This window comes from Xanthomonas phaseoli pv. dieffenbachiae (assembly GCF_008639345.1).
Taxonomy (GTDB): Bacteria; Pseudomonadota; Gammaproteobacteria; order Xanthomonadales; family Xanthomonadaceae; genus Xanthomonas; species Xanthomonas phaseoli.
The window spans coordinates 1,155,642-1,178,890 of the sequence record NZ_CP041380.1; the positions used below are offsets into that span (position 1 = coordinate 1,155,642).

General features: G+C 61.7%; 17 protein-coding genes. 13 read left to right on the forward strand and 4 right to left on the reverse strand.

Features of this window, described 5'->3' with window-relative positions; genetic code table 11:
- Positions 1–154: 154 nt before the first annotated feature.
- From FLG15_RS05420 to hflC, 4 genes are all read left to right on the forward strand, one after another.
- On the forward strand, positions 155–1,054 hold the full coding sequence (locus tag FLG15_RS05420; RefSeq protein WP_057679227.1) for a DnaJ C-terminal domain-containing protein: 900 nt from the start codon (positions 155–157) through the stop codon (positions 1,052–1,054).
- A 480-nt stretch (positions 1,055–1,534) separates the two neighbouring features.
- Positions 1,535–1,921, forward strand: a complete 387-nt coding sequence (pilH, locus tag FLG15_RS05425; protein ID WP_017155764.1) for a twitching motility response regulator PilH — start codon at positions 1,535–1,537, stop codon at positions 1,919–1,921.
- A 684-nt stretch (positions 1,922–2,605) separates the two neighbouring features.
- Entirely contained in the window at positions 2,606–3,733 is a 1,128-nt protein-coding gene (gene hflK, locus FLG15_RS05430; protein ID WP_017155763.1) for an FtsH protease activity modulator HflK, read from the forward strand.
- The gene (gene hflC, locus FLG15_RS05435) at positions 3,733–4,596 is read left to right on the forward strand and encodes a protease modulator HflC (protein WP_003483929.1); all 864 of its coding nucleotides are present in this window, start codon (positions 3,733–3,735) and stop codon (positions 4,594–4,596) included. Before hflK ends, hflC begins: the two co-directional genes overlap by 1 nt.
- A gap of 130 nt (positions 4,597–4,726) precedes the next feature.
- On the opposite strand, the gene FLG15_RS05440 is transcribed toward hflC, so the two are convergent.
- Positions 4,727–5,836 (reverse strand): acyltransferase family protein, encoded by a 1,110-nt coding sequence (locus tag FLG15_RS05440; protein WP_150147566.1) that lies wholly within the window; start codon positions 5,834–5,836, stop codon positions 4,727–4,729.
- Between the two features lie 364 nt (positions 5,837–6,200).
- On the opposite strand from FLG15_RS05440, the gene FLG15_RS05445 reads away from it, so the two are divergent.
- The 3 genes from FLG15_RS05445 to FLG15_RS05455 all read left to right on the forward strand — a co-directional run bounded on the left by FLG15_RS05445 (position 6,201) and on the right by FLG15_RS05455 (position 11,035).
- On the forward strand, positions 6,201–6,401 hold the full coding sequence (locus FLG15_RS05445; RefSeq protein ID WP_017155761.1) for a DUF2065 domain-containing protein: 201 nt from the start codon (positions 6,201–6,203) through the stop codon (positions 6,399–6,401).
- 300 nt (positions 6,402–6,701) lie between these two features.
- Positions 6,702–7,994: an adenylosuccinate synthase gene (locus FLG15_RS05450; RefSeq protein WP_017154927.1), complete on the forward strand. Its 1,293-nt coding sequence runs from the start codon at positions 6,702–6,704 to the stop codon at positions 7,992–7,994.
- Between the two features lie 368 nt (positions 7,995–8,362).
- The gene (locus FLG15_RS05455; protein WP_057679226.1) at positions 8,363–11,035 is read left to right on the forward strand and encodes a M1 family metallopeptidase; all 2,673 of its coding nucleotides are present in this window, start codon (positions 8,363–8,365) and stop codon (positions 11,033–11,035) included.
- A 252-nt stretch (positions 11,036–11,287) separates the two neighbouring features.
- Here FLG15_RS05455 and FLG15_RS05460 read toward each other — a convergent pair whose 3' ends face one another.
- From FLG15_RS05460 to bdcA, 3 genes are all read right to left on the reverse strand, one after another.
- Positions 11,288–12,613 carry a Smlt3024 family type IV secretion system effector gene (locus FLG15_RS05460; RefSeq protein ID WP_057679225.1) on the reverse strand — a complete coding sequence of 442 codons (1,326 nt, stop codon included), beginning with the start codon at positions 12,611–12,613 and terminating at the stop codon, positions 11,288–11,290.
- A 26-nt stretch (positions 12,614–12,639) separates the two neighbouring features.
- Positions 12,640–13,503, reverse strand: coding sequence for a Smlt3025 familytype IV secretion system inhibitor (locus FLG15_RS05465; RefSeq protein ID WP_057679224.1), 864 nt, complete (start codon positions 13,501–13,503; stop codon positions 12,640–12,642).
- A 367-nt stretch (positions 13,504–13,870) separates the two neighbouring features.
- A complete protein-coding gene (gene bdcA / locus FLG15_RS05475; protein WP_017154930.1) occupies positions 13,871–14,584 on the reverse strand; it encodes an SDR family oxidoreductase in 714 nt (237 codons plus the stop codon).
- Between the two features lie 71 nt (positions 14,585–14,655).
- Here bdcA and FLG15_RS05480 point away from each other — a divergent pair, with 71 nt between their 5' ends.
- The 6 genes from FLG15_RS05480 (at position 14,656) to FLG15_RS05510 (ending at position 23,155) form a co-directional block, all read left to right on the forward strand.
- Complete coding sequence (locus FLG15_RS05480; protein ID WP_057679223.1) at positions 14,656–15,246, forward strand: TetR/AcrR family transcriptional regulator; 591 nt, start codon at positions 14,656–14,658, stop codon at positions 15,244–15,246.
- Between the two features lie 287 nt (positions 15,247–15,533).
- Positions 15,534–17,927, forward strand: a complete 2,394-nt coding sequence (hsdR, locus tag FLG15_RS05490) for an EcoAI/FtnUII family type I restriction enzme subunit R (protein WP_057679222.1) — start codon at positions 15,534–15,536, stop codon at positions 17,925–17,927.
- Between the two features lie 63 nt (positions 17,928–17,990).
- Positions 17,991–18,626, forward strand: coding sequence for a transcriptional regulator (locus FLG15_RS05495; RefSeq protein WP_150145645.1), 636 nt, complete (start codon positions 17,991–17,993; stop codon positions 18,624–18,626).
- 47 nt (positions 18,627–18,673) lie between these two features.
- Positions 18,674–19,348, forward strand: coding sequence for a nucleotidyl transferase AbiEii/AbiGii toxin family protein (locus tag FLG15_RS05500; protein ID WP_342344114.1), 675 nt, complete (start codon positions 18,674–18,676; stop codon positions 19,346–19,348).
- Positions 19,349–19,352: 4 nt separating this feature from the next.
- The gene (locus FLG15_RS05505; RefSeq protein ID WP_057679219.1) at positions 19,353–20,822 is read left to right on the forward strand and encodes a type I restriction-modification system subunit M; all 1,470 of its coding nucleotides are present in this window, start codon (positions 19,353–19,355) and stop codon (positions 20,820–20,822) included.
- Entirely contained in the window at positions 20,819–23,155 is a 2,337-nt protein-coding gene (locus FLG15_RS05510; RefSeq protein WP_057679218.1) for a restriction endonuclease subunit S, read from the forward strand. Before FLG15_RS05505 ends, FLG15_RS05510 begins: the two co-directional genes overlap by 4 nt.
- The last annotated feature ends 94 nt before the right edge of the window (positions 23,156–23,249 follow it).

Here is a 23,249-nt window from a genome sequence, read left to right on the forward strand (position 1 = left end):
CGGACGCGGCTGGTATGCAAACCCGGCACGTACATCGGTACGGGGCAGGGTTGCACGCCTTCCGCCCTGCATACGCGCTGTCCGCCGGAGCGCTGGCCGTTCGAACTGGCTCGTGGCCTCGGCTGCGGGCCATTTTTTTTCCAGAGGTGATTAGATGGAATTCAAGGATTACTACGCAACGCTCGGCGTGGAGCCCAGTGCAGGCGATGCGGAGATCAAGACCGCCTACCGCCGGCTCGCACGCAAATATCACCCCGATGTCAGCAAGGAAGCCGGCGCCGAAGACAAGTTCAAGGCGATCAACGAAGCCTACGAAGCGCTGCGCGACCCGGCCAAGCGCAAGGCCTACGACCAGTTGAAGGCGCAGGGATTCCGGCCGGGCGACGAGTTCCAGGCCCCGCCTAATTACGGCGGCGGGCAGGGCTTCGATTTCGAGGAGGTGTTCGGCAATGGCGGCGCCGGCGGCGGCTTCAGCGATTTCTTCGAAAGCCTGTTCGCCGGCCAGCGCGGTGGCCGGCCGCGCGGCCCCGGCGCCGGGCCTGGTGCCGGGGCCGGCCCGCAGGCGCGCGGCGACACCCGCGCCAAGCTTGCGGTGCCGTTGGAAGCGGTGCATTCGGGCGACAGCGTGCGCATCACCATCAATGGCAAGCAATTGGACGTGCGCGTGCCCAAGGGCGTGCAGCCCGGCCAGGTGATCCGCCTGAGCGGGCAGGGCAACGGCGGCGGCAACCTGTTGCTGGAGATCGAATACGCGGCGCATCCGCATTTCGAAGTGGACGGGCGCAACATCCTGTACACCTTGCAGGTCATGCCCTGGCAGGCCGCGCTGGGCACCACCATCAGCGTGCCCACCCTGGGCGGCTCGGTCGAATTGAAGGTGCCGGCCGATTCGGACGCCGGGCGCAAGCTGCGCCTGCGCGGCCGCGGCCTGCCGGGCGCCACCCAGGGCGACCAGATCGTGGAACTGGAAATCCTCGCTCCCGCCCCCACCGACGATGCGCAGAAGAAGGCCTACCGCAACCTGGCCAAGGCATTCGGCGAGACCGTAGGCTGAATTGATCGAAGGGCCGGATCAGCTGTGCGCGCACGAGGGTTGGGCGAGGCCACGCTCGCCCAGCGATGCGGCAGGTGATGTCGGCCCGCATCATCGAATCTTGGCCCCCCCTCATTCGGCCCTGGAGAGGGGGAGCTAGCCCCTCTCCTTTGGGAGAGGGGTGAGGGTTGGGTGCTCCGCAACCTGATCATCAACTCGATCTGCATCCCTCGCATCGGGACCCCGCCCCATCCAGCGCATGCGCCCCTTGTCTGCGATGAAAGGGGACAGGAGAGCGAATCGACGCGGTCGCTCGGTGCGTCCTGTATTGAATCCAGCCTGTCCTATCCAACGTAGTGGCTCCAGCGACTGGCAAAACAGCGCATGCTCCATCACCTCTGGCCTCGCTCACAAACCACGAACCGTCACACAACTCACCTGGCCCAGCTATCGAAAGCGCGGCGGGCGCACTACACTCGCCGCGCACACTAGGGGAAACACATGGCACGCATTTTGATCGTCGACGACTCGCCGTCGCAGCTGCTGGGGATTCAGCGCATCGTCGAGAAGCTGGGGCACGAAACCATCACCGCCACCGATGGTGCCGCCGGCGTGGAAGCGGCCAAGGAATCGCTGCCGGATCTGGTGCTGATGGACGTAGTGATGCCCAACCTCAACGGGTTCCAGGCCACGCGCACGCTCAAGCGCGAGCCCACCACCCAGCATATTCCGGTCATCCTGGTCACCACCAAGGATCAGGACACCGACCGCATGTGGGGCATGCGCCAGGGGGCCCGCGCCTACATCACCAAGCCGTTCTCCGAAGACGAGCTGCTGGAAGTGATGGAGCGAGTGTTCAACCAGAAGGACGAGCCCCCGCAAGCGTAAGTGCACCGGCGAGCCGTGATCGAGGGCGGATTTCGGCAACGCAGATGGGGGATTAGGGTGGAATGTGCCAACCCTCTCTTGCGCGCTGGGGAGCCCGCTGAGGGTTCGGCAGACCGGCCATGCGGAAGTCCACGTCGTCGTTCGCCATCGCATCGCAGCTGCACCTTCAGGCTGTGCCGAGCGCTACCTTCTGCCGATGGGCCGTGGAAGCGCAGTCGGGGTGAAGCGCGCGGCGCAGCCGTCGTCGCCCGGGAACACCCTATGGTTGAAAGGATGAGCGCCCAGGACGCAATCGCCGCTGGGCCGCACGCGTGCGATCTCCCATCACCGTCCGCGCTCGACCCCTGCCATCCAGGCACGCGCCCGGTCAGCGGTCTTCAACCGCCCAAGACCCATCAGGTGGCCGGCTGCGTCCAACAGATGCGCACGCAGCGCTCGGCAGGCGCATCCATGCCTGTTGCAGCCACGTGCATCCTTGTCTCCAGGTCCTCGGCGCAAAGGCCCCCGCCGGTCGGCCGCTGCGTGTGTCCCAGCAGCCCGATCCGCCCCGCCGGCTAAACCAACCATGCATCGCACCGGGTCTTTCAAAACGGCGGGTCTGCCCCATCTAGTAGAATCGGCGAATCAAACAACATGGCGGCACTGCGGGACTGGCCCGCACAGCCCCTCGATCATGGAGCGTGCATGGCCTGGAACACACCCGGCAACAAGGGCGGAGACGGCCCGGACCCCAACCGTCGCAGGTCCTGGGGACCGCGTGGTGGTGGCAACGGCGGCGGTTGGGGCAATCTGCCCGCTCCGTTGAAGGAGCTGTTCGACGGCGGCGTGGGGCGCTGGATCCTGGTCGCGGTGGTGCTGATGGTGCTGTTCTCCAGCTTCCAGCTCATCGGCGAGCAGCAGCGTGGCGTGGTGCTGCGCTTCGGCCAGTTCTCGCGCATCCTGCAGCCCGGCCCGAACTTCAAGCTGCCCTGGCCGATCGAGTCGGTGCGCAAGGTCAATGCCACCGAGATCAAGACCTTCAGCAACCAGGTGCCGGTGCTGACGCGCGACGAGAACATCGTCAACGTCTCGCTCAACGTGCAGTACCAGATCAACGACCCGCGCAAATACCTGTTCGGTTCGCGCAATGCCGATCTGGTGCTGGAGCAGGCTGCGCAAAGTGCCGTGCGCGAGCAGGTGGGGCGTTCGGACCTCAATACCGTGCTCAACAATCGCGGCCCGCTGGCGATCGCCTCCAAGGACCGGCTGCAGGCGGCGCTGGATGCCTATAACACCGGCCTGGCCGTCACCGGCGTGACCCTGCCGGATGCGCGCCCGCCGGAAGAAGTGAAGCCGGCCTTCGACGAGGTCAACGGTGCCCAGCAGGTGCGCGAGCGCCTGATCAACGAAGCCCAGGCGTACGCCGCCAAGGTGGTGCCCGAAGCGCGCGGCCAGGGTGCCCGCACCCGTACCGGCGCCGAAGGCTACAAGCAGGCCACCATTTCCAAGGCCGAGGGCGACGCCGATCGCTTCACGCTGTTGCAGGCCCAGTACGCCGGCGCGCCGGAAGTCACCCGCAAGCGGCTGTGGCTGGAAACCGTGCAGAAGGTGCTGTCGGAGAACCGCAAGGTCATCGGTAGCGATGGCCGCCAGGTCATCTACGTCCCGCTGCCGGCCGACGCCAGCAAGCCGGCCACTTCCGCTGGCAATGCCGGCATGCCGTCGATGGTGCCGCAGGACGTGCTGTTGAATCCGCCGCAAAGCGCCAGTAGCGAGGCCATCCGCAACCCGGAGCGCGGCCCGCGCCCGACCGGCCGTGAGGGAACCGAATAATGAAGAATTCGCTAGTGATCGGCCTGATCATTGCCGTCTTGCTGACCCTGATGGGCTCGGTGTTCGTCGTGCGCGAAGACCAGACCGCCATGGTGCTCAACCTGGGCCGTGTCGTGCGTGCCGACCTCAAGCCCGGTTTGCATTTCAAGATTCCCGTGGTGGAATCGGTACGCGTGTTCGACCGCCGCTTCCAGGTGCTGGACACCGCTCCTGCGCGTTACTTCACTGCCGAGCAGAAAGACGTGAGCGTGGATTTCTTCGCCATCGGCTACATCTCCGATGTGCGGGCGTTCTATCGTGCGACCGGTGGCGAGGAATCGGTGGCCAACTCGCGCCTGGCCCCGATCATCACCGATTCGCTGCGCAACCAGATCAACTCGCGCACTCTGCAACAGTTGGTTTCCGGCGACCGCAGCGAACTGATCGCCAACCAGCTCAAGGGCATCAATGGCGCCATCAAGGGCCTGGGGATGCAGATCACCGACCTGCGCATCAAGCAGATCGACCTGCCGACCGACAGCCAGGTGATCACCGACGTGTACGAGCGCATGCGCGCCCAGCGCAAGCAGGAAGCGAGCAAGCTGCGCGCCGAAGGCGAAGAGCAGGCGCTGACCATCCGCGCACAAGCCGACCGCGAGTCCACCGTGATCGTGGCCGACGCCGAGCGCGACGCGCAGAAACTGCGTGGTGAAGGCGATGCCGAAGCAGCCCGCATCTACGGCCAGGCCGGTTCCAAGGATCCGTCGTTCTATGCGTTCTACCGCAGCCTGGAGGCCTACCGCAGCTCCATGACCGACGGCAATGGCGTGGTGGTGCTGGACAAGAACGACCCGTTCCTGCAGTACCTCAAGAGCGACCGTTGATCGTTCTGCCTTGAAACAACGCTCTGCCTTGAAACAAGAACGCCCGCGTAATGCGGGCGTTCTTGTATGCGCTGTCAGCCAATCAAGCTGAGGCTACTCTTGCACCCGTCGTCGGGCCCAGCCAAATCAATCAGACGGATACCGCGGTTGCAGAAGCGCGCACGACCTTGGGGCCTAGTCGTTTGCCTAGGGCGATGGCCGGCGCCTCGATGAAGCGATAGGTCAGTGCCGCCATCGGTAACGTAACCAGCAAGGTCAAGGCGGCACAGCCTGCGTAGGCGACCGAGGGGTTCGGCGTTGCGTCCTGGATGCGCCGAAACAGCGGCGCCAGTATCGCAATCACCACGGGGTGGCCCAGGTAGACCGAATAGCTGATCTTGCCTAGAAAAGCCGTTACCGGATTAACTACCAGGCGAGGAGGCGACTGCGACATGCCGACCAATAACAATGCATACATCAGCCCGCTAGCGATCCAGTAAGTGGTGGGGCCGATCATGGCCAACGCCAGCAAGGTGATCGTTCCAGCCAAACCGGCCGAACCGACAGCGATCGACACCGCGCCCCAATGCTTCGCGGTGACTGGCGTTGTCTCGCAGAATTTCCGGTAGGCAAAGAAAGTACACAAGCCAATTGCAAATGCTGGGAAATGACGCAGTAGCCCGTAGTCGCCGATCATTGCGGTGCCTGCGTCTCCAAGAACTCCCGCTCCCGCCAGGCCGGCGGCAGTGATGGCGCAAAGCGCCAGCACCGAGGCATCGCGCATGGTTCTGACAACCAGGAAAAGTAGCGGAAACACCGCATAGAACAGCATTTCCACACCGATGGCCCAACTGGCCCAGACAATGCCGTCCTCCCAGCCGCGGACGAAGTTGAAGGTGAAAGTCAGATTTGCTGCGATTTCCGCCCAATGGTGTCCGGCATGGGGGCCGCGTCCATCCCGATAAACAGAAAAGGCCAGCCAACAATAAAATAGTGGCGCAATGCGAAAAAAGCGATGCAGATAGAAGCTCGCCAGCGGTCGGCCGGTTGCGGCATGGCGTGGCATCGTGTAGCACAGCGAGAAAGCGCTGATGGCAAAGAACAATGCCACTCCGCTGCCGCCTGCCATCAGCACAGGTGTGAGTGCATGGCCAGGCGAAATTGCCGGGGTCGGCATGGCCATGACATGAAATAGCAGCACATACAGCGCGGCCAACCCGCGAAGTGCGTCCAAGAAGACCAGCCGATTGTTCGTAAGCATGCGTCCTTGCCAATGAGAAAACACGCAACGATAGGCGTTGCGGCGCGTCAGCTCAAATGGCGCGTACTGCAACACGGCCGAGCGTCATGGAAAGAGGAGCAACTCGTGCACGGTCGTGACCGCTCAATGCGACCTTAGTGGTGTCCTTGCATGGCGCGCCCGTATCTCGCTACTGCGGACACACTTTTTACTGCGGACACACTTTTTATGGAGCAGCTGAAGGCTGTTACTTTCTGGTTGAGTCCTTCCGGGTTGAGTCGAGCATTGTGTCTTGAAGCCAGGATCGACCAGTGCCGGCAGGAGCAGAATTGGGCGGTAACGCCATTTCCGTGGACCTGGCAAGTAGGCACACTTCGGAGCCCTGATGCGGTGCTCCCTCATGCATGACCTATTGACCGCCCTATGCCTGATTGTTGTGATTGAAGGCCTGCTGCTGTTCGCCGCGCCCAGGCAGTGGAAACTCATGGTCGAGCAACTGTTCAGCTTGCCTACGGCCCATCTGCGTGCCATTGGCGGGGTCACCCTGGCGCTTGGCGCTATCGCGCTCTGGATCGTCCGCCATTGAGCGATGGCGGCAGGGCGCGGCCCGTTCACTACCGAGGCCAGAGCCGGTAGTTCGGGCACCGACCTGCCCCCGGGGTATCGGCGCCAGGGGTAGTGCACGCCACCGGAAACCCGGATAATGCACAAAAGCCGGCCGGGCACGCTCCAACCAGAGCACTCGGTTCGGCTTTTTCCGTGTCAGGGCTATCGCGCCACTGCAACGCTCCCCGATGGAGCCGCGCGCAGGGTGTCGCGGCCAACCCTGCAGCGGTCCCATCCCGCGGCCCCGATGGCCGCAGCAAAACTTAGGAGTTCACCCGTCATGGGTCAGTCAGTTGTCGTGCTCGGTGCCCAGTGGGGCGATGAAGGCAAAGGCAAGATCGTCGATCTGCTCACCGAGGAAATCGGTGCGGTGGTCCGCTTCCAGGGCGGCCACAACGCTGGCCACACGCTCGTCATCAACGGCAAAAAGACCGTCTTGCATCTGATTCCGTCCGGCATCCTGCGCGAGGACGCGCTGTGCCTGATCGGCAATGGCGTGGTGATCTCCCCGGCCGCCTTGATCAAGGAAATCAGCGAGCTGGAAGACGCCGGCGTGGAAGTGCGTTCGCGCCTGAAGATTTCTCCGGCTGCGCCGTTGATCATGCCCTACCACATCGCGCTGGATCAGGCGCGCGAGAAGGCCGCTGGCGGCAAGGCCATCGGCACTACCGGCCGCGGCATCGGCCCGGCCTACGAAGACAAGGTGGCGCGTCGCGGCATCCGCATCGCCGACCTGCATTACCCGCCGCAGCTGGAAGAGCTGCTGCGCACCGCGCTGGACTACCACAACTTCGTGCTGACCAAGTACCTGGGCGTGGAAGCGGTCGATTTCCAGAAGACCTACGACGAGGCGCTGGCCTTCGGCGAGTACGTGCAGCCGATGAAGTCGGACGTGGCCGGCATCCTGCACGACCTGCGCAAGCAGGGTAAGCGCGTGCTGTTCGAGGGCGCGCAGGGTGCGTTGCTGGACATCGACCACGGCACCTATCCGTACGTCACCAGCTCCAACACCACCGTGGGCGGCGCACTGGCCGGTACCGGCGTTGGCGCCGATGCGATCGACTACGTCCTCGGCATTGCCAAGGCGTACGCCACGCGTGTCGGCGGCGGCCCGTTCCCGACCGAACTGGACGACGAAGTGGGCCAGGGCATCCGCGACCGCGGCGCCGAGTACGGCGCGTCCACCGGTCGCCCGCGTCGCTGCGGCTGGATGGACATCGTGGCGCTCAAGCGTGCGGTGGCCATCAACGGCATTTCGGGCCTGTGCATCACCAAGCTCGACGTGCTCGACGGCATGGAGAAGCTGAAGATCTGCATCGCCTACGAATATCACGGCAAGCGCACCGAGTACGCGCCGCTGGACGCGCAAGGCTGGGAAGAGTGCACCCCCGTGTACCTGGAGTTCCCGGGTTGGAGCGAGAACACCCACGGCATCACCGTGTGGGACGAACTGCCGCCCGCCGCTCGCGCCTACCTGCGCGCGCTGGAAGAACTGGCCGGCTGCCCCATCTCGATCGTCTCCACCGGCCCGGATCGCGACCATACGATGGTGCTGCAGGATCCGTTCGCCTGATCGGCTGATGCGTGATTGAACCGACGAAAGCCCTGCGAAAGCGGGGCTTTTGTTTGCAAAACGCCATTGCGTTGCCTCGTCCATGTGCCCGCATCTGCCTGACGTCGCTGATCAGGTGTTATTGCCCGCCCAGGCCTGATCGATGCGGGGCGGGTTCAGCAGGGCGGTGTAGCATGCTCCGCCAATCGGGATTGCCTTGGTTTGACGCACGCGTGCCCTGTCGTTGCCGTGGCTTCTCTTTGACGTGTGTGTCTTCGCATCTGTCAGGCAGGCGCATGACTTTCGGCCGTGTGTGGTCTTGCATGTCGGCGCGATGATGCTGGCCGCTTTACGACGTCGTTTACTTCATTACTCATTTTAGGAATCTCATGCGCCAGATCCTGGTGACTGCTATTGCGCTGGCCCTGGCCAGCACCTGCGCCGTTTCGCCGGCTCACGCTGCTGTGGCTGCACCGGAGGCGGCCAGCGCATCGGTCGCGCAGGTCACCAGCCAGTTGCCGCGCACGGCCAAGCCCACCCACTACGCGGTGGAAATCACCCCGCATGCCGACAAGATGACCTTCGACGGCAAAGCGGCCATCGACGTCGTGGTGCTACAAGCCACCGACCGCATCGTGTTGCAGGCGGCCAACCTCAGCTTCGCGCGCAGTACATTGGCGCAGCGCAAGGGTGGCACGCCGCAGACGGCCAAGGTCAGCACCGACGCGCAGGCGCAGACCGCCACCTTCGCTTTCGACAAACCGCTGGCACCGGGCAACTACGTGTTGTCCATCGACTACAGCGGTGTGATCAACACCCAGGCCAACGGCCTGTTCGCACTGGATTACGCCACTCCGCAAGGCCAGCGCCGCGCGTTGTTCACCCAGTTCGAAAACTCCGATGCACGCCGCTTCCTTCCGTCGTGGGACGAGCCTAATTTCAAAGCCACCTTCGACCTGGCAGTCAATGCGCCGGCCACGCAGATGGCGGTGAGCAACATGCCGGTTGCCTCGTCCAGCAATGGTGCCGGCGGCATGAAGCGCGTGGTCTTCCAGACCACGCCCAGGATGTCCACGTACCTGCTGTTCCTGAGTGTCGGCGACTTCGAGCGGGCGGCGCGCAAGGCCGACAACGGCACCGAGATCGGCGTGATCGCGCAGAAGGGCAAGGTGGACCAGGCGCAGTTCGCACTGGATTCGGGCCGCGATGTGCTGCACGAATACAACGCTTATTTCGGCATTCCATACCCATTGCCGAAGCTGGACAACATCGCCGCACCCGGGCAAAGCCAGTTCTTCAGTGCAATGGAAAACTGGGGAGCGATCTTCACCTTCGAATACTCGCTGCTGCTCGACCCGGCCACCTCCAACATCGACGACAAACAGGGCGTTTTCACCGTTGCCGCGCACGAGATCGCGCATCAGTGGTTCGGCAACCTGGTGACCATGGCGTGGTGGGACGACCTGTGGCTCAACGAAGGGTTCGCCAACTGGATGGAGGCGCGCACCACGCACAAGCTGCACCCGGAGTGGGACATCGACAACACCGGCGCAGCCTTCAAGAGCCGCGCGGCGATGCAGCGCGATGCGTATGTCACCACCCACCCGGTGGTGCAGCACGTCGCCACGGTGGAGCAGGCCAGCCAGGCATTCGACCAGATCACCTACGACAAGGGCGAAGCGGTGATCGCCATGCTCGAAGACTATGTGGGCGCAGACAACTGGCGCAGCGGTGTGCGCAGTTACATCAAGCAGCATCAATACGGCAATGCCGTCACCGATGCGTTGTGGCAGCAGATCGATGCGGTGGAACCGGGCAAGCAGTTCACCCAGGTGGCGCACGACTTCACCTTGCAGCCGGGCGTGCCGTTGATCAAGGTCAGCGCCAGCTGCACGGCAGGCACCACCACCGTGCAGCTGAAACAAGGCGAATACACCGTCGACCGCCCCGCCAAACCGCCATTGCGCTGGCATGTGCCCGTCACGGTGCGGGGCGCCAATGGCACGCCGGTGCGCGTGTTGGTGGATGCCAGCGCGCAGATGCAGCTACCCGGCTGCGATGCGCCTGTTGTAGTCAATGCCGGGCAGAAGGGGTACTTCCGCACGCTGTATGCACCGGCGCAATTCACCGCGCTCAGCAAGGGGTTCGACGCGTTGCCGGTGGTCGATCAGCTGGGTGTGCTGATGGATACCGCTGCCCTGGCACCGGTGGGCCTGCAGCCCGAGGCGGACCTGCTCGAGCTCACCGCCAAGGTGCCGGTGGGTGGCTCGCCGGATCTGTGGAAAGTGGTGTCTGAGACGTATTCCAGCATCGATCGCCTGTTCGCCGACGACCTCAAGGCGCAGGCCGGCTGGCGGCGCTTCGCGCGGGCACGGCTTGCGCCCGAGTTCGCCACGCTCGGCTGGGACGAGCGCAAGGACGATAGTGCGCAGACCAAGCAGTTGCGCGCCAGCCTGCTCAACAGCCTGAGCGCGCTGGACGATGCACAGGTGATTGCCGAAGCGCAGCGTCGTTTCGCTGCGTTTCAGGCCGACCCGGGCACGTTGTCGCCGGAGTTGCGTAGCACGGTGCTGCGCATCGTCGCCCGCCATGCCGACGCGGCCACGTGGGACGCGTTGCATGCCATGGCAAAGAAGGAAACCTCCTCGATGCTGCGCGACCAGTCGTATGCGTTACTCGCCTACGCCAAGGACCCGGCATTGGCGCAGCGCGCCCTTGAACTTGCACTCACCGACGAGCCCGGCGCCACCACCGGTGCCAGCATGATCGGCGATGTCGCCAGCGAGCACCCGGAGCTGGCATTCGACTTCGCACTGGCGCATCGCGCCCAGGTGGACACGTTGATCGACTCCACCTCGCGCGCCCGCTACTACCCGCACCTGGCCGCAGGCTCCAGCAAGCTGGAGACCATCGACAAGATCAAGGCGTACGCCGACAAGTACCTCGCTCCCACCTCGCGCCGCGATGCCGAAACCGCCATCAGCACCATCCAGACGCGGGTGACCTTGCGCGAACGGCGCGTGCCGCAGATTGCGGCATGGTTGAAGAAGCAGAAGAGCTAAGCAGTTGCGTGGAAAAACAAAAAAGCCCGGTAATTCCGGGCTTTTTTGTTCGGTGCAGAGGCCGCCATTGCAGGTGAAGCGGATTGAACAGCAACAGTAGCGAAGGGATCCGATGAGCAACTGCCTGAAAAGCGCAGCGTGCGCGTGGTGACTGCCGAAGCCGGGGTCGCGTGTTTCCGAGTCGTGCTGCCGCTCTGCGCGCCGCGTCTGGCTTCGGCGCGCCTGCCGACCGGCTGCGGTTGGCTGCGTGCATCACGCCATGCGCATCGACATGTTCTCGCGAACCCGATTGTCCATGTCTTGCTGCTGGCTCTGCGCCAGGGTTGGTTGCCGCTCCACGCTGGCCATTTCCAGCTGCTGCAGCGACTGCTCAACCGGCGTGCGCACCGCCACATCGGTGGGCATGGCAGCACGCAAATGGGCAGGGTTGTTCAATTCTCCCTGCACCACGAAGACCGTGCGCCCTGCCGGGTGTTCGGTGGTCTGGTTGCTCAGCACAACATGATCGGCGCGATCCAGATTGTTCTGGCGGGCGAGGGTCATCACGCTGGCGATCAGGCGGTCGCTAGTGTCGTCATGCGTCCGCCCGGCTTGCGCATCGATGGCACTCACGCCCGCGCGTACCTGCTGCAGCAACGCGTAGTCCCGGTGATCCGGGCCGATATCGGCCAGCTTGGTGGGCGGCAGCATCCGATCGGGCACGCCGTCGGTCGACGCGGTGAACGGACTGCGGGTGATGGAGCGGTACGGATCATCGGCATGGAACTGCGTGGCTTTCTGCTGCCGTTCCAGGCGTACTTCGCGCGCATCGTTGAGTTCTGCAATGCGGGCGGGATTGGTTTCTTCGCGCATGGAAAGATGCCCGCCGCCTGCGCTGACGTTCACCCACTTGTGTTCTTTTTCGAAGTACATCGCGTAGAAGCTGTTGCTGCCGATGACGTTGGGGTCGACCGCGGAGCGGCCCTCCAGCATTTGGATCGCTTCGGTGGTGCCGAGCTTGGCCAAGTACTGGCTGCCGGCCGCCACGCCCATCTGCGCGAAGGTCTCGTAGCCGGTATTGCTGATGCGAGTGGCGCCGACGTACTCGTTGTCGAGCATGTTGGTCCAGATTTGTTCGAGCTTCTGGGGACCGCTTTTTTCCAGGGCCGCTTGCAGGAGGACGCGTGGAGTCCAGCAGTTGGGGTCGAGACGATGCTGCTCAAACGCGCGGTCGTGCGCGAGCATGACGGAGGCGCCTGGTAGGTTCAGTGCCAGATCCGGACGGTCTCGACGGAGCCATGCTTGCCGAAGTTCCAAATCCCTCTCCAGCAACGTCTGTCCGAAGCTCTCCCACTGACGTTCGCTCAGTTGAGCATTAGCAAAGCGCGAGCCGCTGTCGTGCTGCGTATTCGCGTAATCCTGCGCGTAACTATTCGCAACGCGCCCCGGCAAACTGTCATTACGCACGACACCAAGCGCGAGCGTCCCGTAGCCGTCTGCATCGGGCAGTTGCGAGAGGTAGTTCCAGTACAGCTCACGATTGCCTGCTTTTGCGTAGCTGCGCAGGATCGTCAAGTCCTGCTGAGTTAATCCACCCATGATTTACTCCTTGCAAAAAGTCTGGATCACCCAACTTTAGTGCGTGCCAAAACGTCCCGAATCGCTTTTTCCATACGTTTCCAGTCCCTTAGAAACGCGCGATGGTAGTTGAGCGTGATGGATAGTTTATTCTCGACATCCACAAGGTAGTGCGTGCATCCGGCGACAACTGGCCCTTCTTCGTCAATGACTTGGTCGCCCTCAAGCCGGATGCCGTCCTTACGAAACTTGACGCTATCGCACTTGATGAAAGTGGTGAGATTGCCGCCGGAATCGCGCGCGACATACCAATCGTCCTCAAACGCGGGGTTGCGTGTCGGAGGTTTGCTGTAGCGGGCCTCGTACGCTTTAACGTACACCGCCATCTTTTCTTCATCGATGGCATACGGCGTCAATCCGAGTGTTTCAGGCTGTGCAATACGCAGATCGAGTCTGTCGACGGGATCACCTCGTTCGACCGAATCAGGCTCGGTGATTGCTTCATTGGATGAGTAGCGTGCCAGCAATGCCTCGATGGGGACGCGGTCGACATAGTCAACCGAGGCATGGATTTCCTTCCGGAAATCATTCGTACGCGGGTTGGCCCGTGCGCCAGGCGGCGTGGGGGTCATATCCGGCCACTCGATGACAAGCGTCACGCCTTCGCCCGGCCATGGTGCGATCTGGCTGTCCAGGTAGTTGGCGGGGATGCGGAAGGTATTCGGCCCCAGCTTTACGTCAACCGGAGCGTCCGAATAGGTATGCCCGTTGATGGTGCGACCGGTGGTGACGGTGTCCGACATGGGGGAAGTCCTTTTATGTTCGGGTGATGGCGTCCGTGCACATGCACTGCCGGTCACGGCGATGGCGAGTGCAAGGGCCAGGGATCGGCCGGATGACATCATGTACATTGGTCAATCCATTGCAGGGTTCGTCCCGAACTATAGGCAAATCACGATCAAGGCGACAGCAAGCCCAGTTAGTGCACGTGCAGTGCGCCGCATGACATCGGAATGCGGCGCACTGCCAGCAGGAGATACGCGCGGACACAAGGTCGGCCGTGCAGCGGCAGCTCGCTATATGTGCTGAAGGATGGCATTTGCCGCCATCTGTCGTGGGAATGGCGTGTTAGCCCGTTGCCGTAACGCGCTGATCGAGGTCAGTACTCCTTCGCCGATGTGTCGATCCAACTGCAGCGAGGTCCCTTTGGGTGTCGTCCAGAGGCGTGGGCTGCACGACGTGGAGAGCTGCAGTGCCATCAGTACAAATGTGGCCGCGTCATGCCCCGAACGCACCGTCGATCGTATGCATCGCGCCAGTCACAAAGCTCGCTTCCGGGCCCGCCAGCCAGGCCACCATGCCAGCCACTTCCTCGGCGCGGCCGTGGCGCTTGATCGCCATGAAGCTGTGCATCAGGTCTTTCATCGGTCCGTTTTCCGGATTGGCGTCGGTATCGATCGGGCCGGGTTGCACCACGTTGATGGTGATGCCGCGCGGCCCGAAGTCGCGCGCCAGCCCGCGGGCCAGCCCTTGCAGCGCGGATTTGCTTAGCGCGTAAGAGGCCATGCCGGGCAGCGGCATGCGGTCGCCGTTGACCGAGCCGATGACGATGATGCGGCCACCCGATGGCATCTGCCGCGCGGCCTCGACAGCGGCGTGGTAGGGCGCGTGCACGTTGATGCGGAACAGCCGGTCGACCGCGTCCGGATCCTGGTCCAGCGCATCGCCGAACAACGCAATGCCGGAGTTCACCACCAGCACATCCAGCGGCCCGCTGCGGCGCACCGTGGCGATGACCGCATCGCGATCGGCGCTGTCTGCCAGCACCGCGGTGCTGCCGGTTTCGCCGGCCAGGCGCTGCGCCGCCTCGGCAGAGCCAGCATAGGTAAACGTCACTCGCGCACCTTCGGCCACGAAGCGCCGCACGATCGCGGCCCCAATTCCCCGGCTGCCACCAAGCACCAACACCGACTTGTTCTTGAACGCTGACATGTACCTACCTCGCTATTAATATAGCGAGTAATACATAATAGATTTCGGTTGCCGTCAAGGGTTTTGTAACAATGACTACAGAAATCTCACGGGCCCGCGGCCGGCCGCGGGCGTTCGACGCGGAGCAAGCGGTCGCCACCGCGCAGCGGCTGTTCCATGCAAGCGGCTACGACGCATTGAGCGTGGCCGATCTCACCGCGGCGCTGGGCATCAACCCACCCAGTTTCTACGCCGCCTTCGGCAGCAAGGCCGGCCTGTACGCGCGCATCCTCGACCGCTATGCGCAGACCGGCGCGATCCCGCTGCCGCAACTCCTGGACGCCGACCGACCGCTGGCCGACGCGCTGGCCGATGTACTGGAGCACGCCGCCCGCTGCTACGCCGCAGACCCCGCCGCCACCGGCTGCCTGGTGCTGGAGGGCACGCGCAGCAACGACGCGCAGGCGCGCGAGGCCGCCTGCGGCTTTCATGTCGCCGCCCAGGCGTTGATCCGCTCCCACATCGCCCAGCAGTGCCCGCACGACGCAGACCGGCTGGCCGATTTCGTCAGCACCACCATGGCCGGCCTGTCCGCCAGCGCCCGGCATGGGCAGAGCCTGGAGCGTCTGTTGGCGAGTGCGCGGTTGGCGGGGGAGGGGATTCGGGCGGCGTTGCGCGGGTAGTGCAGGTAGCGGGTGGGCAGAAGGCTTTCGATGGTGTGAGCTGCCGCAAAGCGGGAGTGTCAGATTCGTTCTTGCGCGAGTTGGTGATCGGTTTCGGCGCCAGCGTTACGTCCTGTTGTTTGAGATTGAAAGCGATCAAGTCGTCACCGTTTTAGCAGTCAGGCATCTTTCGCAGTCAGGCATCAGCGTGAAGACGACTATCATTAGGCGGCGAGTCAATCGAGAAGTGGCGTCTGTGCCTCGGGGCGCGTCGCCAATTGCGGGAAGATGGAGACACAGGGGATTGGATGGACAAGTCGTCGTTAACCGAGCGCGATATCTGCACGAAATTCATCATTCCCTCGATCGTCGCCGCGGGCTGGGATCTGGATTTCCAGGTGCGCGAAGAGGTCGCTTTTACCAAGGGGCGTGTCGTAGTTCGCGGCAAGCTGCACAGCCGGGGGTTGGCGCGTCGTGCCGACGTCGTGCTATACCACCGAGCCAATCTTCCTTTGGCCGTGATCGAGGCAAAGGACAACAGGCATACCGTTGGTTCCGGTATGCAACAGGCACTGGGATATGCAGATGCGCTGGATGTTCCGTTTGTGTTCTCGAGCAACGGCGACGGATTCCTTTTCCATGATAGAACCGCGACCGGCGACAAGATCGAATCCGAATTAACGTTGGACCAGTTTCCCTCGCCAGAGGAACTTTGGCGTCGCTATTGCATCTGGAAGGGGCTTGGTGAGGACGCGCGGCAGGTGGTCGAGTCCCCGTATTACGATGATGGCAGCAGTCGCTCGCCGCGCTACTACCAGATCAATGCGATCAATCGAACGATCGAAGCTGTGGCCAATGGTCAAAACCGCATCCTGCTGGTGATGGCCACCGGAACCGGCAAAACCTATACCGCTTTCCAGATCATTTGGCGGCTTTGGAAGTCGCGCCAGAAGAAGCGCATCTTGTTCCTGGCTGATCGCAACATCTTGGTCGATCAGACAAAAAACAACGATTTCAAGCCGTTCGGCACGGCGATGACCAAGATCACCAAGCGCCAGATTGATACGTCTTACGAGATCTACCTGTCGCTGTACCAGGCGGTAACCGGCGTAGAGGACGTCAAGAACATCTACAAGCAGTTCTCTCGGGAATTCTTTGATCTTGTCGTCATCGATGAATGCCATCGTGGCAGCGCGGCCGAGGATTCTGCGTGGCGGGAGATCCTGGAGTATTTCTCTGGTGCCACGCATATCGGTTTGACCGCAACGCCAAAGGAGACCAAGGAAGTCTCTAGCAGTACTTACTTTGGAGAACCCGTCTACAGCTACACGCTGAAGCAGGGCATCGATGACGGCTTCCTGGCACCGTACAAAGTGGTGCGCATCGACTTCGATGTCGATCTGCAGGGCTGGCGGCCACCTAAAGGGATGCGCGACAAAAACGGCGAGTTGATCGAAGATCGCATCTACAACCTGCGGGATATGGATCGCCAGCTTGTGGTCGAAGCGCGGACGTATCTGGTCGCGCAGAAAGTCACCGAATTCCTCACTGCCACCGGTCCATTCCAGAAGACCATTGTGTTCTGCGACGACATCGATCATGCCGAGCGTATGCGCCAGGCCTTGGTGAATCTCAATCCAAAGCGTGTCGCGGAAAATCGCAAGTACGTCATGCGCATCACCGGCGATGACAACGAGGGAAAGGCCGAACTGGACAATTTCATCAATCCTGAAATGCGTTACCCCGTCATCGCGACCACCAGCAAGCTGATGACAACCGGCGTTGACGCGCAAACCTGCACGCTCGTCGTGCTGGACCAGCACATCAGGTCGATGACCGAGTTCAAGCAGATCATCGGTCGCGGGACCCGTATCAATGAGGATTACGGCAAGTACTGGTTCACCATCATGGATTTCAAGAAGGCGACCGAACTGTTCGCTGATCCATCATTCGATGGAGACCCCGAGGTGATCTACAACCCCTCGCCCAATGACAGTCCGGTACCGCCTGAGATCGGGGGCGGCGACGGTGGCGACGGCGGTGGCGACGGCGGTGGGATCGTCGATCCTCCAGAGGGCGGTGATGACGTCACCACTGGCGGTGAAGATGGGCCGAAGCGCATCAAATACGTCATCGACAAACTGCCGGTATCGGTCGTGGCCGAGCGCGTCCTGTATTACGGGTCCGATGGCAAGCTCATCACTGAGTCGCTGCGCGACTATACCCGCGAGCGCGTCCTGCGCCAGTTTGCGTCGCTCGATGACTTCCTGCGGCGCTGGAGCGATGCCCAGCAGAAGAAGGCCATAATCGATGAGCTGGCTACGCAGGGCGTGCTTTGGGAGGAACTGGCCGGCGAGGTCGAGAAGAAGCTCGGTCAGTCGCTCGATCCGTTCGATCTGATCTGTCACGTGGCCTTCGATCAACCGCCGCTGTCGCGCAGGGAGCGAGCGGAGGGTGTGCGCAAGCGCAATTACTTCGCCAGGTATCAGGGCAAGGCGCGGCAAGTGCTCGAAGGCTTGTTGGACAAGTACGCCGACACCGGGGTGGAGCACATCGAGGACATCAGGATCCTGCAGCTCGATCCGTTTCGTGCCCTTGGAGCACCGGTCGAACTTGTGGCGGCCTTTGGCGGCAAGACGAATTACCAGCGCGCCATCCTGGACCTGGAAAGCCAGCTATATAGCAGTGCGGACGTTGCCTGACCTGCGTTCCATAGTATTCTTGTCCTCTGTTTCAGGACGGGGGACGGGCCATTTCCGTTACTCATGAAAAGTCAAGACATCCTGCTCTTGCTGAAGCTGGTCAGCCTTGAGCGCCAACAATTGGTCCCTGTGAGCGGCGAGAAAGCAGCGCTCGGCATTCCTGATGACTGGCGTGGCTGGGCCGTGTCGGCGGCTCAGGAGGATGAGATGGCGGCAGGCTTGGCCGAAGATGCCTTCTCCGTGCGCGGCCTTGAGGAATCCACCGGCATCAGCAAATCGGAAGTCAGTCAGGCGCTCCGGCGTTGCGCCGACGTGGGGCTGGTGCTGGCCGAGCGCGGCAGTGGCATCCCGCGCGCCAACACGCGCGCGCTGCTGGGCTTTGTGTTGAACGGGCTGAAGTATGTGTTTCCGGCGCGCCCGGGCCCGATTGTCCGCGGCATTCCCACGGCACACGCGGCGCCAGTGCTGGTCGATCGCCTGTTGTCCGCAGGCGAACACATCTACGTCTGGGAGGACGGCTACGGCAGCGAGCAGGGCCAGCGCGTGGTGCCGCTCTACAAGAGCGTGCCGCGTGCCGTACGTCGCGATGCGGAGCTGTACGCCATGCTGGCGCTGGTGGACGCGATCCGGCTGGGGCGTGAGCGTGAGTCGGCGCTTGCCGGCAGTGTGCTGACCCAATACCTGCGGGAGGTACCGTGATGGGCACGCCTGGAAACTGGGATATCCAGCAGCACATGCTGGCACGCGTGGCCGAAGCGCTTGGGCCGGATCTGCTGCCGGAAGTTGCCTTCGTCGGTGGCTGCACCACCGGTCTGCTGATGACAGACGCGGTCAGCCGGGAAGCTGTTCGCTTTACCGAAGACGTCGACTTGATCGTGCACGTCATGGGCTTGGGCAGTTGGTACCGTCTGCAGCAGGTGCTGGCCGGTAAGGGCTTTCGCACCTCGCCCAACGACGACGTCGTCTGCCGTACCCGCCTGCGCGATCAACATGCCAGCGAACTGATCGTCGATTTCATGCCTGATGACGCTGTCGTCCTCGGCTTCAGCAATCGCTGGTACGCCGATGCGCTGCGTGAGGCGTACGATCACGCACTGCCGTCAGGTGTGACAATCCGCGTGGTCGCTCCAGCCTATTTTCTGGGCACCAAGCTGGAGGCCTACCGGGGTCGCGGCAACCGCGATCCATTGGCCAGCCGGGATGTCGAGGACATCCTCAATGTCGTGGATGGCCGCGCCACCCTGTGCGATGAGGTCGCGCAGGCGTCCACGGCATTGCAGTTGGATATCGCACAGGGGATCGCCGAACTCCTGCGCCACCGCGACTTCAACTATGCCGTTCGGGCCACTTCCAACAACAACCGCCAGCGCGAGGAGTTGATCTTCACGCGGCTGGACGCACTTGCATCCTTCAACAGGTAACACGATGTCGATCAGCAGCACCATCAAATCCATCCAGGACATCATGCGCAAGGACTCCGGCGTCGACGGAGACGCGCAGCGCATCGGCCAGCTGGTGTGGATGTTGTTCCTCAAAATTCTTGATGACCGTGAGCAGGAATGGGAGCTCATCCACGAGGACTACCGTTCGCCGTTGCCACAGCGCCTGCGTTGGCGCAATTGGGCAGCCAATCCGGAAGGGATCACCGGTGATGAGCTGAAGAACTTCATCGATATCGACCTGTTTCCCGAGCTGCGTGATCTGACGCCGCGCCATAGCAAGCCGCTGGGCTTTGTCGTGCGCGATGTGTTCCAGGACGCCTACAACTACATGAAGTCCGGGCAGCTGATCCGCCAGGTACTCAACAAGATCCAGAGCGGCGTGGACTTCAACAAGGCGCAGGAACGCCATGCGTTCGGCGACATGTACGAGCAGCTGCTGCGCGACCTGCAGAGCGCCGGTAATGCAGGCGAGTTCTATACGCCGCGCCCGGTCACCGAGTTCATGGTGCGCATGGTCGACCCCAAGCTGCATGAAAAGGTCATGGACCCGGCCTGTGGCACCGGCGGCTTCCTCACCTGCGCCATCGAGCACAAGCGCCAGCGCTATGTGCGCACCGCCGAGGACGAGGCCATCCTGCAGGCCAGCATCTTCGGCGTGGAGAAGAAGCCGCTGCCGCACCTGCTGGCTACCACTAACATGGTGCTGCACGGCATCGAGGTGCCCAGCCAGATCAAGCACGACAACACCCTGGCGCGCCCGCTGATCAGCTGGGGGCCGGGCGAGCGGGTCGACTGCATTGTCGCCAATCCACCATTCGGCGGCATGGAAGAAGACGGCATCGAAAGCAACTTCCCCGCTGCCTTCCGCACCCGTGAAACCGCCGACCTGTTCCTGGTGCTGATCATGCACCTGCTCAAGGACGGTGGCCGCGCCGCCGTGGTGCTGCCCGATGGCTTCCTCTTTGGCGAAGGCATCAAGAGCCGCATCAAGGAAAAGCTGCTCACCGAGTGCAACCTGCACACCGTCGTTCGCCTGCCCAATGGCGTGTTCAACCCCTACACCGGCATCAAGACCAACCTGCTGTTCTTCACCAAGGGCACGCCCACCAAGGATGTGTGGTTCTACGAGCACCAGTACCCGGCTGGCTACAAGAGTTACTCCAAGACCAAGCCCATGCGCGTCGAGGAGTTCGCCGTTGAGGAAGCCTGGTGGGGCAGCGAGGCCGATGGCTTTGCTGCTCGCCAGGAAAATGAGTTCGCCTGGAAGGTCAGCTTCGACGAACTGCAAAGCCGCAACTGGAACCTCGACAGCAAGAACCCGCATGTGGGCGAGCAGATCAGCCACAACCCGGACGAGCTGCTGCGCGGCTATGCCGCCCTGCAAGGCGAGATTGACGGGTTGCGTGACCAGCTCAAGGCTGTGCTGGCCGAAGCGCTGGAGCGCCGGGTATGACGACGCTGCTTACCCGCAATCTGCCGCTGCTGGCAGGCGCGCCCAATGGTATCAAGAAGCTGCGCGAGCTGATTCTGGAGCTGGCGGTGCGTGGCAAGCTGGTGCCGCAAGATCCGAATGATGAGCCGGCGAGTGAGCTGCTGAAGCGGATTGCGGAGGAAAAAGCGCGGTTGGTGGCTGAGGGGAAGATCAAGAAGCAGAAGCCACTTGCCGAGATTGGCGAAGAAGAGACACCGTTTGAAGTGCCTACCAACTGGGCGTGGACGCGTCTTGGAGAGTTGGGTTTAGTCGGGTCTAGTTCGCGTGTACACCAGAAAGACTGGCAAACTAGCGGTATTCCTTTCTACCGTGCCCGGGAAATAGTTCGGCTATCCAAAGATGGTTTTGTCGAAAACGAATTATTTATTTCGGAGGCTCTATATCAAGAGCTTTCCACAGGAGAGTCAGCGCCGAAAGTAGGAGACATAATGCTGACAGGTGTAGGGACAATTGGTGTCCCATACCGCGTACAGAAAACAGATCGTTTTTACTTTAAGGATGCCAGCGTCCTGATTTTCAAAAATCATATAGCGGATAATTCAGGCTATCTTCTTAAGTACTTCGTTTCTCCGCTATGGATAGAGAAAATTCACGCTGAGAGCATGGGTACGACAGTACACACGCTCACTATCGCCAGAGCAAATGAAACACTCTGCCCACTGCCGCCACTCGCCGAACAATACCGCATCGTCGCCAAAGTCGATGAGCTGATGGCCCTGTGCGACCGGCTGGAAGCTCGGCAGGCCGATGCCGGCAGCGCCCACGCCCAACTGGTGCAGGCGCTGCTGGACAGCCTGACCCAGGCCCCCGATGCCGAGGACTTTGCGCAAAGCTGGCAGCACCTGGCCGAGCACTTCCACACCCTGTTCACCACAGAATCCAGCATCGACGCCCTCAAGCAAACTCTGCTGCAACTGGCGGTGATGGGAAAACTTGTGCCTCAAGATCCTAGTGATGAGCCGGCTAGTGAACTTTGCAAAAGTATCGAGGCCGAGAAGCAGCGCTTAGTAGCAGAAAAAAAAATGAAAGAAACTCCACACCTGGAGCCAGTAAGCACTGATGAAGAGCTGTTCACTGCTCCGTCTTCCTGGGTGTGGGTACGCATGGGCGATATATGTCGACCTATATCTTCTGGTTCCACTCCGCCCTCAGATTTATTTCGGTACGACGAAGGAATACCGTTCCTTAAGGTCTACAACATTCGGAACCAAGAAATCGATTTCGAATACAAAAAACAATTTGTGAGTCCTGAGAATCATAGGGGGAAGATGAAGCGCTCCGCTCTGGTGCCTGGTGACGTGGTTATGAACATTGTCGGCCCACCATTGGGCAAGGTCGCGATCATTCCCGATACTTTTCCTGAGTGGAACTGCAATCAAGCGATAGTGTTTTTCGGACTGATTGCGCCAGTGAGCCGTCAGTACATCTATACGTTTTTGAAGGAAGGTTCGTTTTTAAAAAACATCGCTCTTATTGGTACAGCAGGGCAAGACAATATCTCGGTTACCAAATCTAAAAATATAGCTGTGCCGCTGCCACCAATTGCCGAACAACACCGCATCGTCGCCAAACTCGATCAACTAATGGCGCTTTGTGATCAGCTCAAATCACGCCTCAGCGAAGCCCGGCAAGTACATGAGTACTTGGCCAATGCATTGATTGGCCAAGCTTTAAGTGGTGAAAAGAAGTCAGGTGCCGAGGTCGTTGATTTCAGTGCTTACCTCATTTCAAAGCTCGCGCCACAACGCACCTTTGGGCGCGTGGCACATATGAAGATGCTGTTTTTGGCGGATTCCCATCTTGGCTTGGGTTTGATGGATGGATATCGTCGCCATGCGGCGGGTCCGCTCGATACGTCGATTTATCGAATGGAGGAGCGTGCCGCTCAAGAAGGGCTGTATTCGGCCTCGATCGAGGTGCTGAAATCTGGGCAGGAAAAGGTCTCCTATCATGTCGGGGCGAACATCAGTCGCTCTGTCGAAATGGCGGCTGCCGCACTTGGCGCTGGTCGGAAGGAGTTGGATCGTCTTATCGCGTTATTCGAAGGGCGTAAGACGGACGATCTGGAGGCTGTCGCAACGCTATACGCAGTCTGGAACGATGCGCTTGCTGGGGGGCTCCATCCCAATGACGAGTGGTTGATCAGCGAGTTCCGCAACAACTGGCATGAGGCGAAGGAGCGCTTCACGCCGGACATCTTGGGTAACTGGCTTGGCTGGATGCGCGATCATGGACTTGTCCCGACGGGTAACAGTGCGGTGACGAAGTCACAGGCAGCTTTCTTGTTCAAATGAACCTGTGGCGTTCGGGGTACGGGCTGATGGCAACGAGTCGTCTGAGCTCCGACGAGGAGAGCTCGTTGCCGTTGGCCAATGATGCGTTTCCCTG

Excerpts from the sequence above, each read along its gene's own strand:
- FLG15_RS05420 (WP_057679227.1), top strand. The coding sequence starts at position 155 with ATGGAATTCAAGGATTACTACGCAACGCTCGGCGTGGAGCCCAGTGCA.
- pilH (WP_017155764.1), top strand. The coding sequence starts at position 1,535 with ATGGCACGCATTTTGATCGTCGACGACTCGCCGTCGCAGCTGCTGGGG.
- hflK (WP_017155763.1), top strand. The coding sequence starts at position 2,606 with ATGGCCTGGAACACACCCGGCAACAAGGGCGGAGACGGCCCGGACCCC.
- hflC (WP_003483929.1), top strand. The coding sequence starts at position 3,733 with ATGAAGAATTCGCTAGTGATCGGCCTGATCATTGCCGTCTTGCTGACC.
- FLG15_RS05440 (WP_150147566.1), bottom strand. The coding sequence starts at position 5,836 with ATGCTTACGAACAATCGGCTGGTCTTCTTGGACGCACTTCGCGGGTTG.
- FLG15_RS05445 (WP_017155761.1), top strand. The coding sequence starts at position 6,201 with ATGCGGTGCTCCCTCATGCATGACCTATTGACCGCCCTATGCCTGATT.
- FLG15_RS05450 (WP_017154927.1), top strand. The coding sequence starts at position 6,702 with ATGGGTCAGTCAGTTGTCGTGCTCGGTGCCCAGTGGGGCGATGAAGGC.
- FLG15_RS05455 (WP_057679226.1), top strand. The coding sequence starts at position 8,363 with ATGCGCCAGATCCTGGTGACTGCTATTGCGCTGGCCCTGGCCAGCACC.
- FLG15_RS05460 (WP_057679225.1), bottom strand. The coding sequence starts at position 12,613 with ATGGGTGGATTAACTCAGCAGGACTTGACGATCCTGCGCAGCTACGCA.
- FLG15_RS05465 (WP_057679224.1), bottom strand. The coding sequence starts at position 13,503 with ATGTACATGATGTCATCCGGCCGATCCCTGGCCCTTGCACTCGCCATC.
- bdcA (WP_017154930.1), bottom strand. The coding sequence starts at position 14,584 with ATGTCAGCGTTCAAGAACAAGTCGGTGTTGGTGCTTGGTGGCAGCCGG.
- FLG15_RS05480 (WP_057679223.1), top strand. The coding sequence starts at position 14,656 with ATGACTACAGAAATCTCACGGGCCCGCGGCCGGCCGCGGGCGTTCGAC.
- hsdR (WP_057679222.1), top strand. The coding sequence starts at position 15,534 with ATGGACAAGTCGTCGTTAACCGAGCGCGATATCTGCACGAAATTCATC.
- FLG15_RS05495 (WP_150145645.1), top strand. The coding sequence starts at position 17,991 with ATGAAAAGTCAAGACATCCTGCTCTTGCTGAAGCTGGTCAGCCTTGAG.
- FLG15_RS05505 (WP_057679219.1), top strand. The coding sequence starts at position 19,353 with ATGTCGATCAGCAGCACCATCAAATCCATCCAGGACATCATGCGCAAG.
- FLG15_RS05510 (WP_057679218.1), top strand. The coding sequence starts at position 20,819 with ATGACGACGCTGCTTACCCGCAATCTGCCGCTGCTGGCAGGCGCGCCC.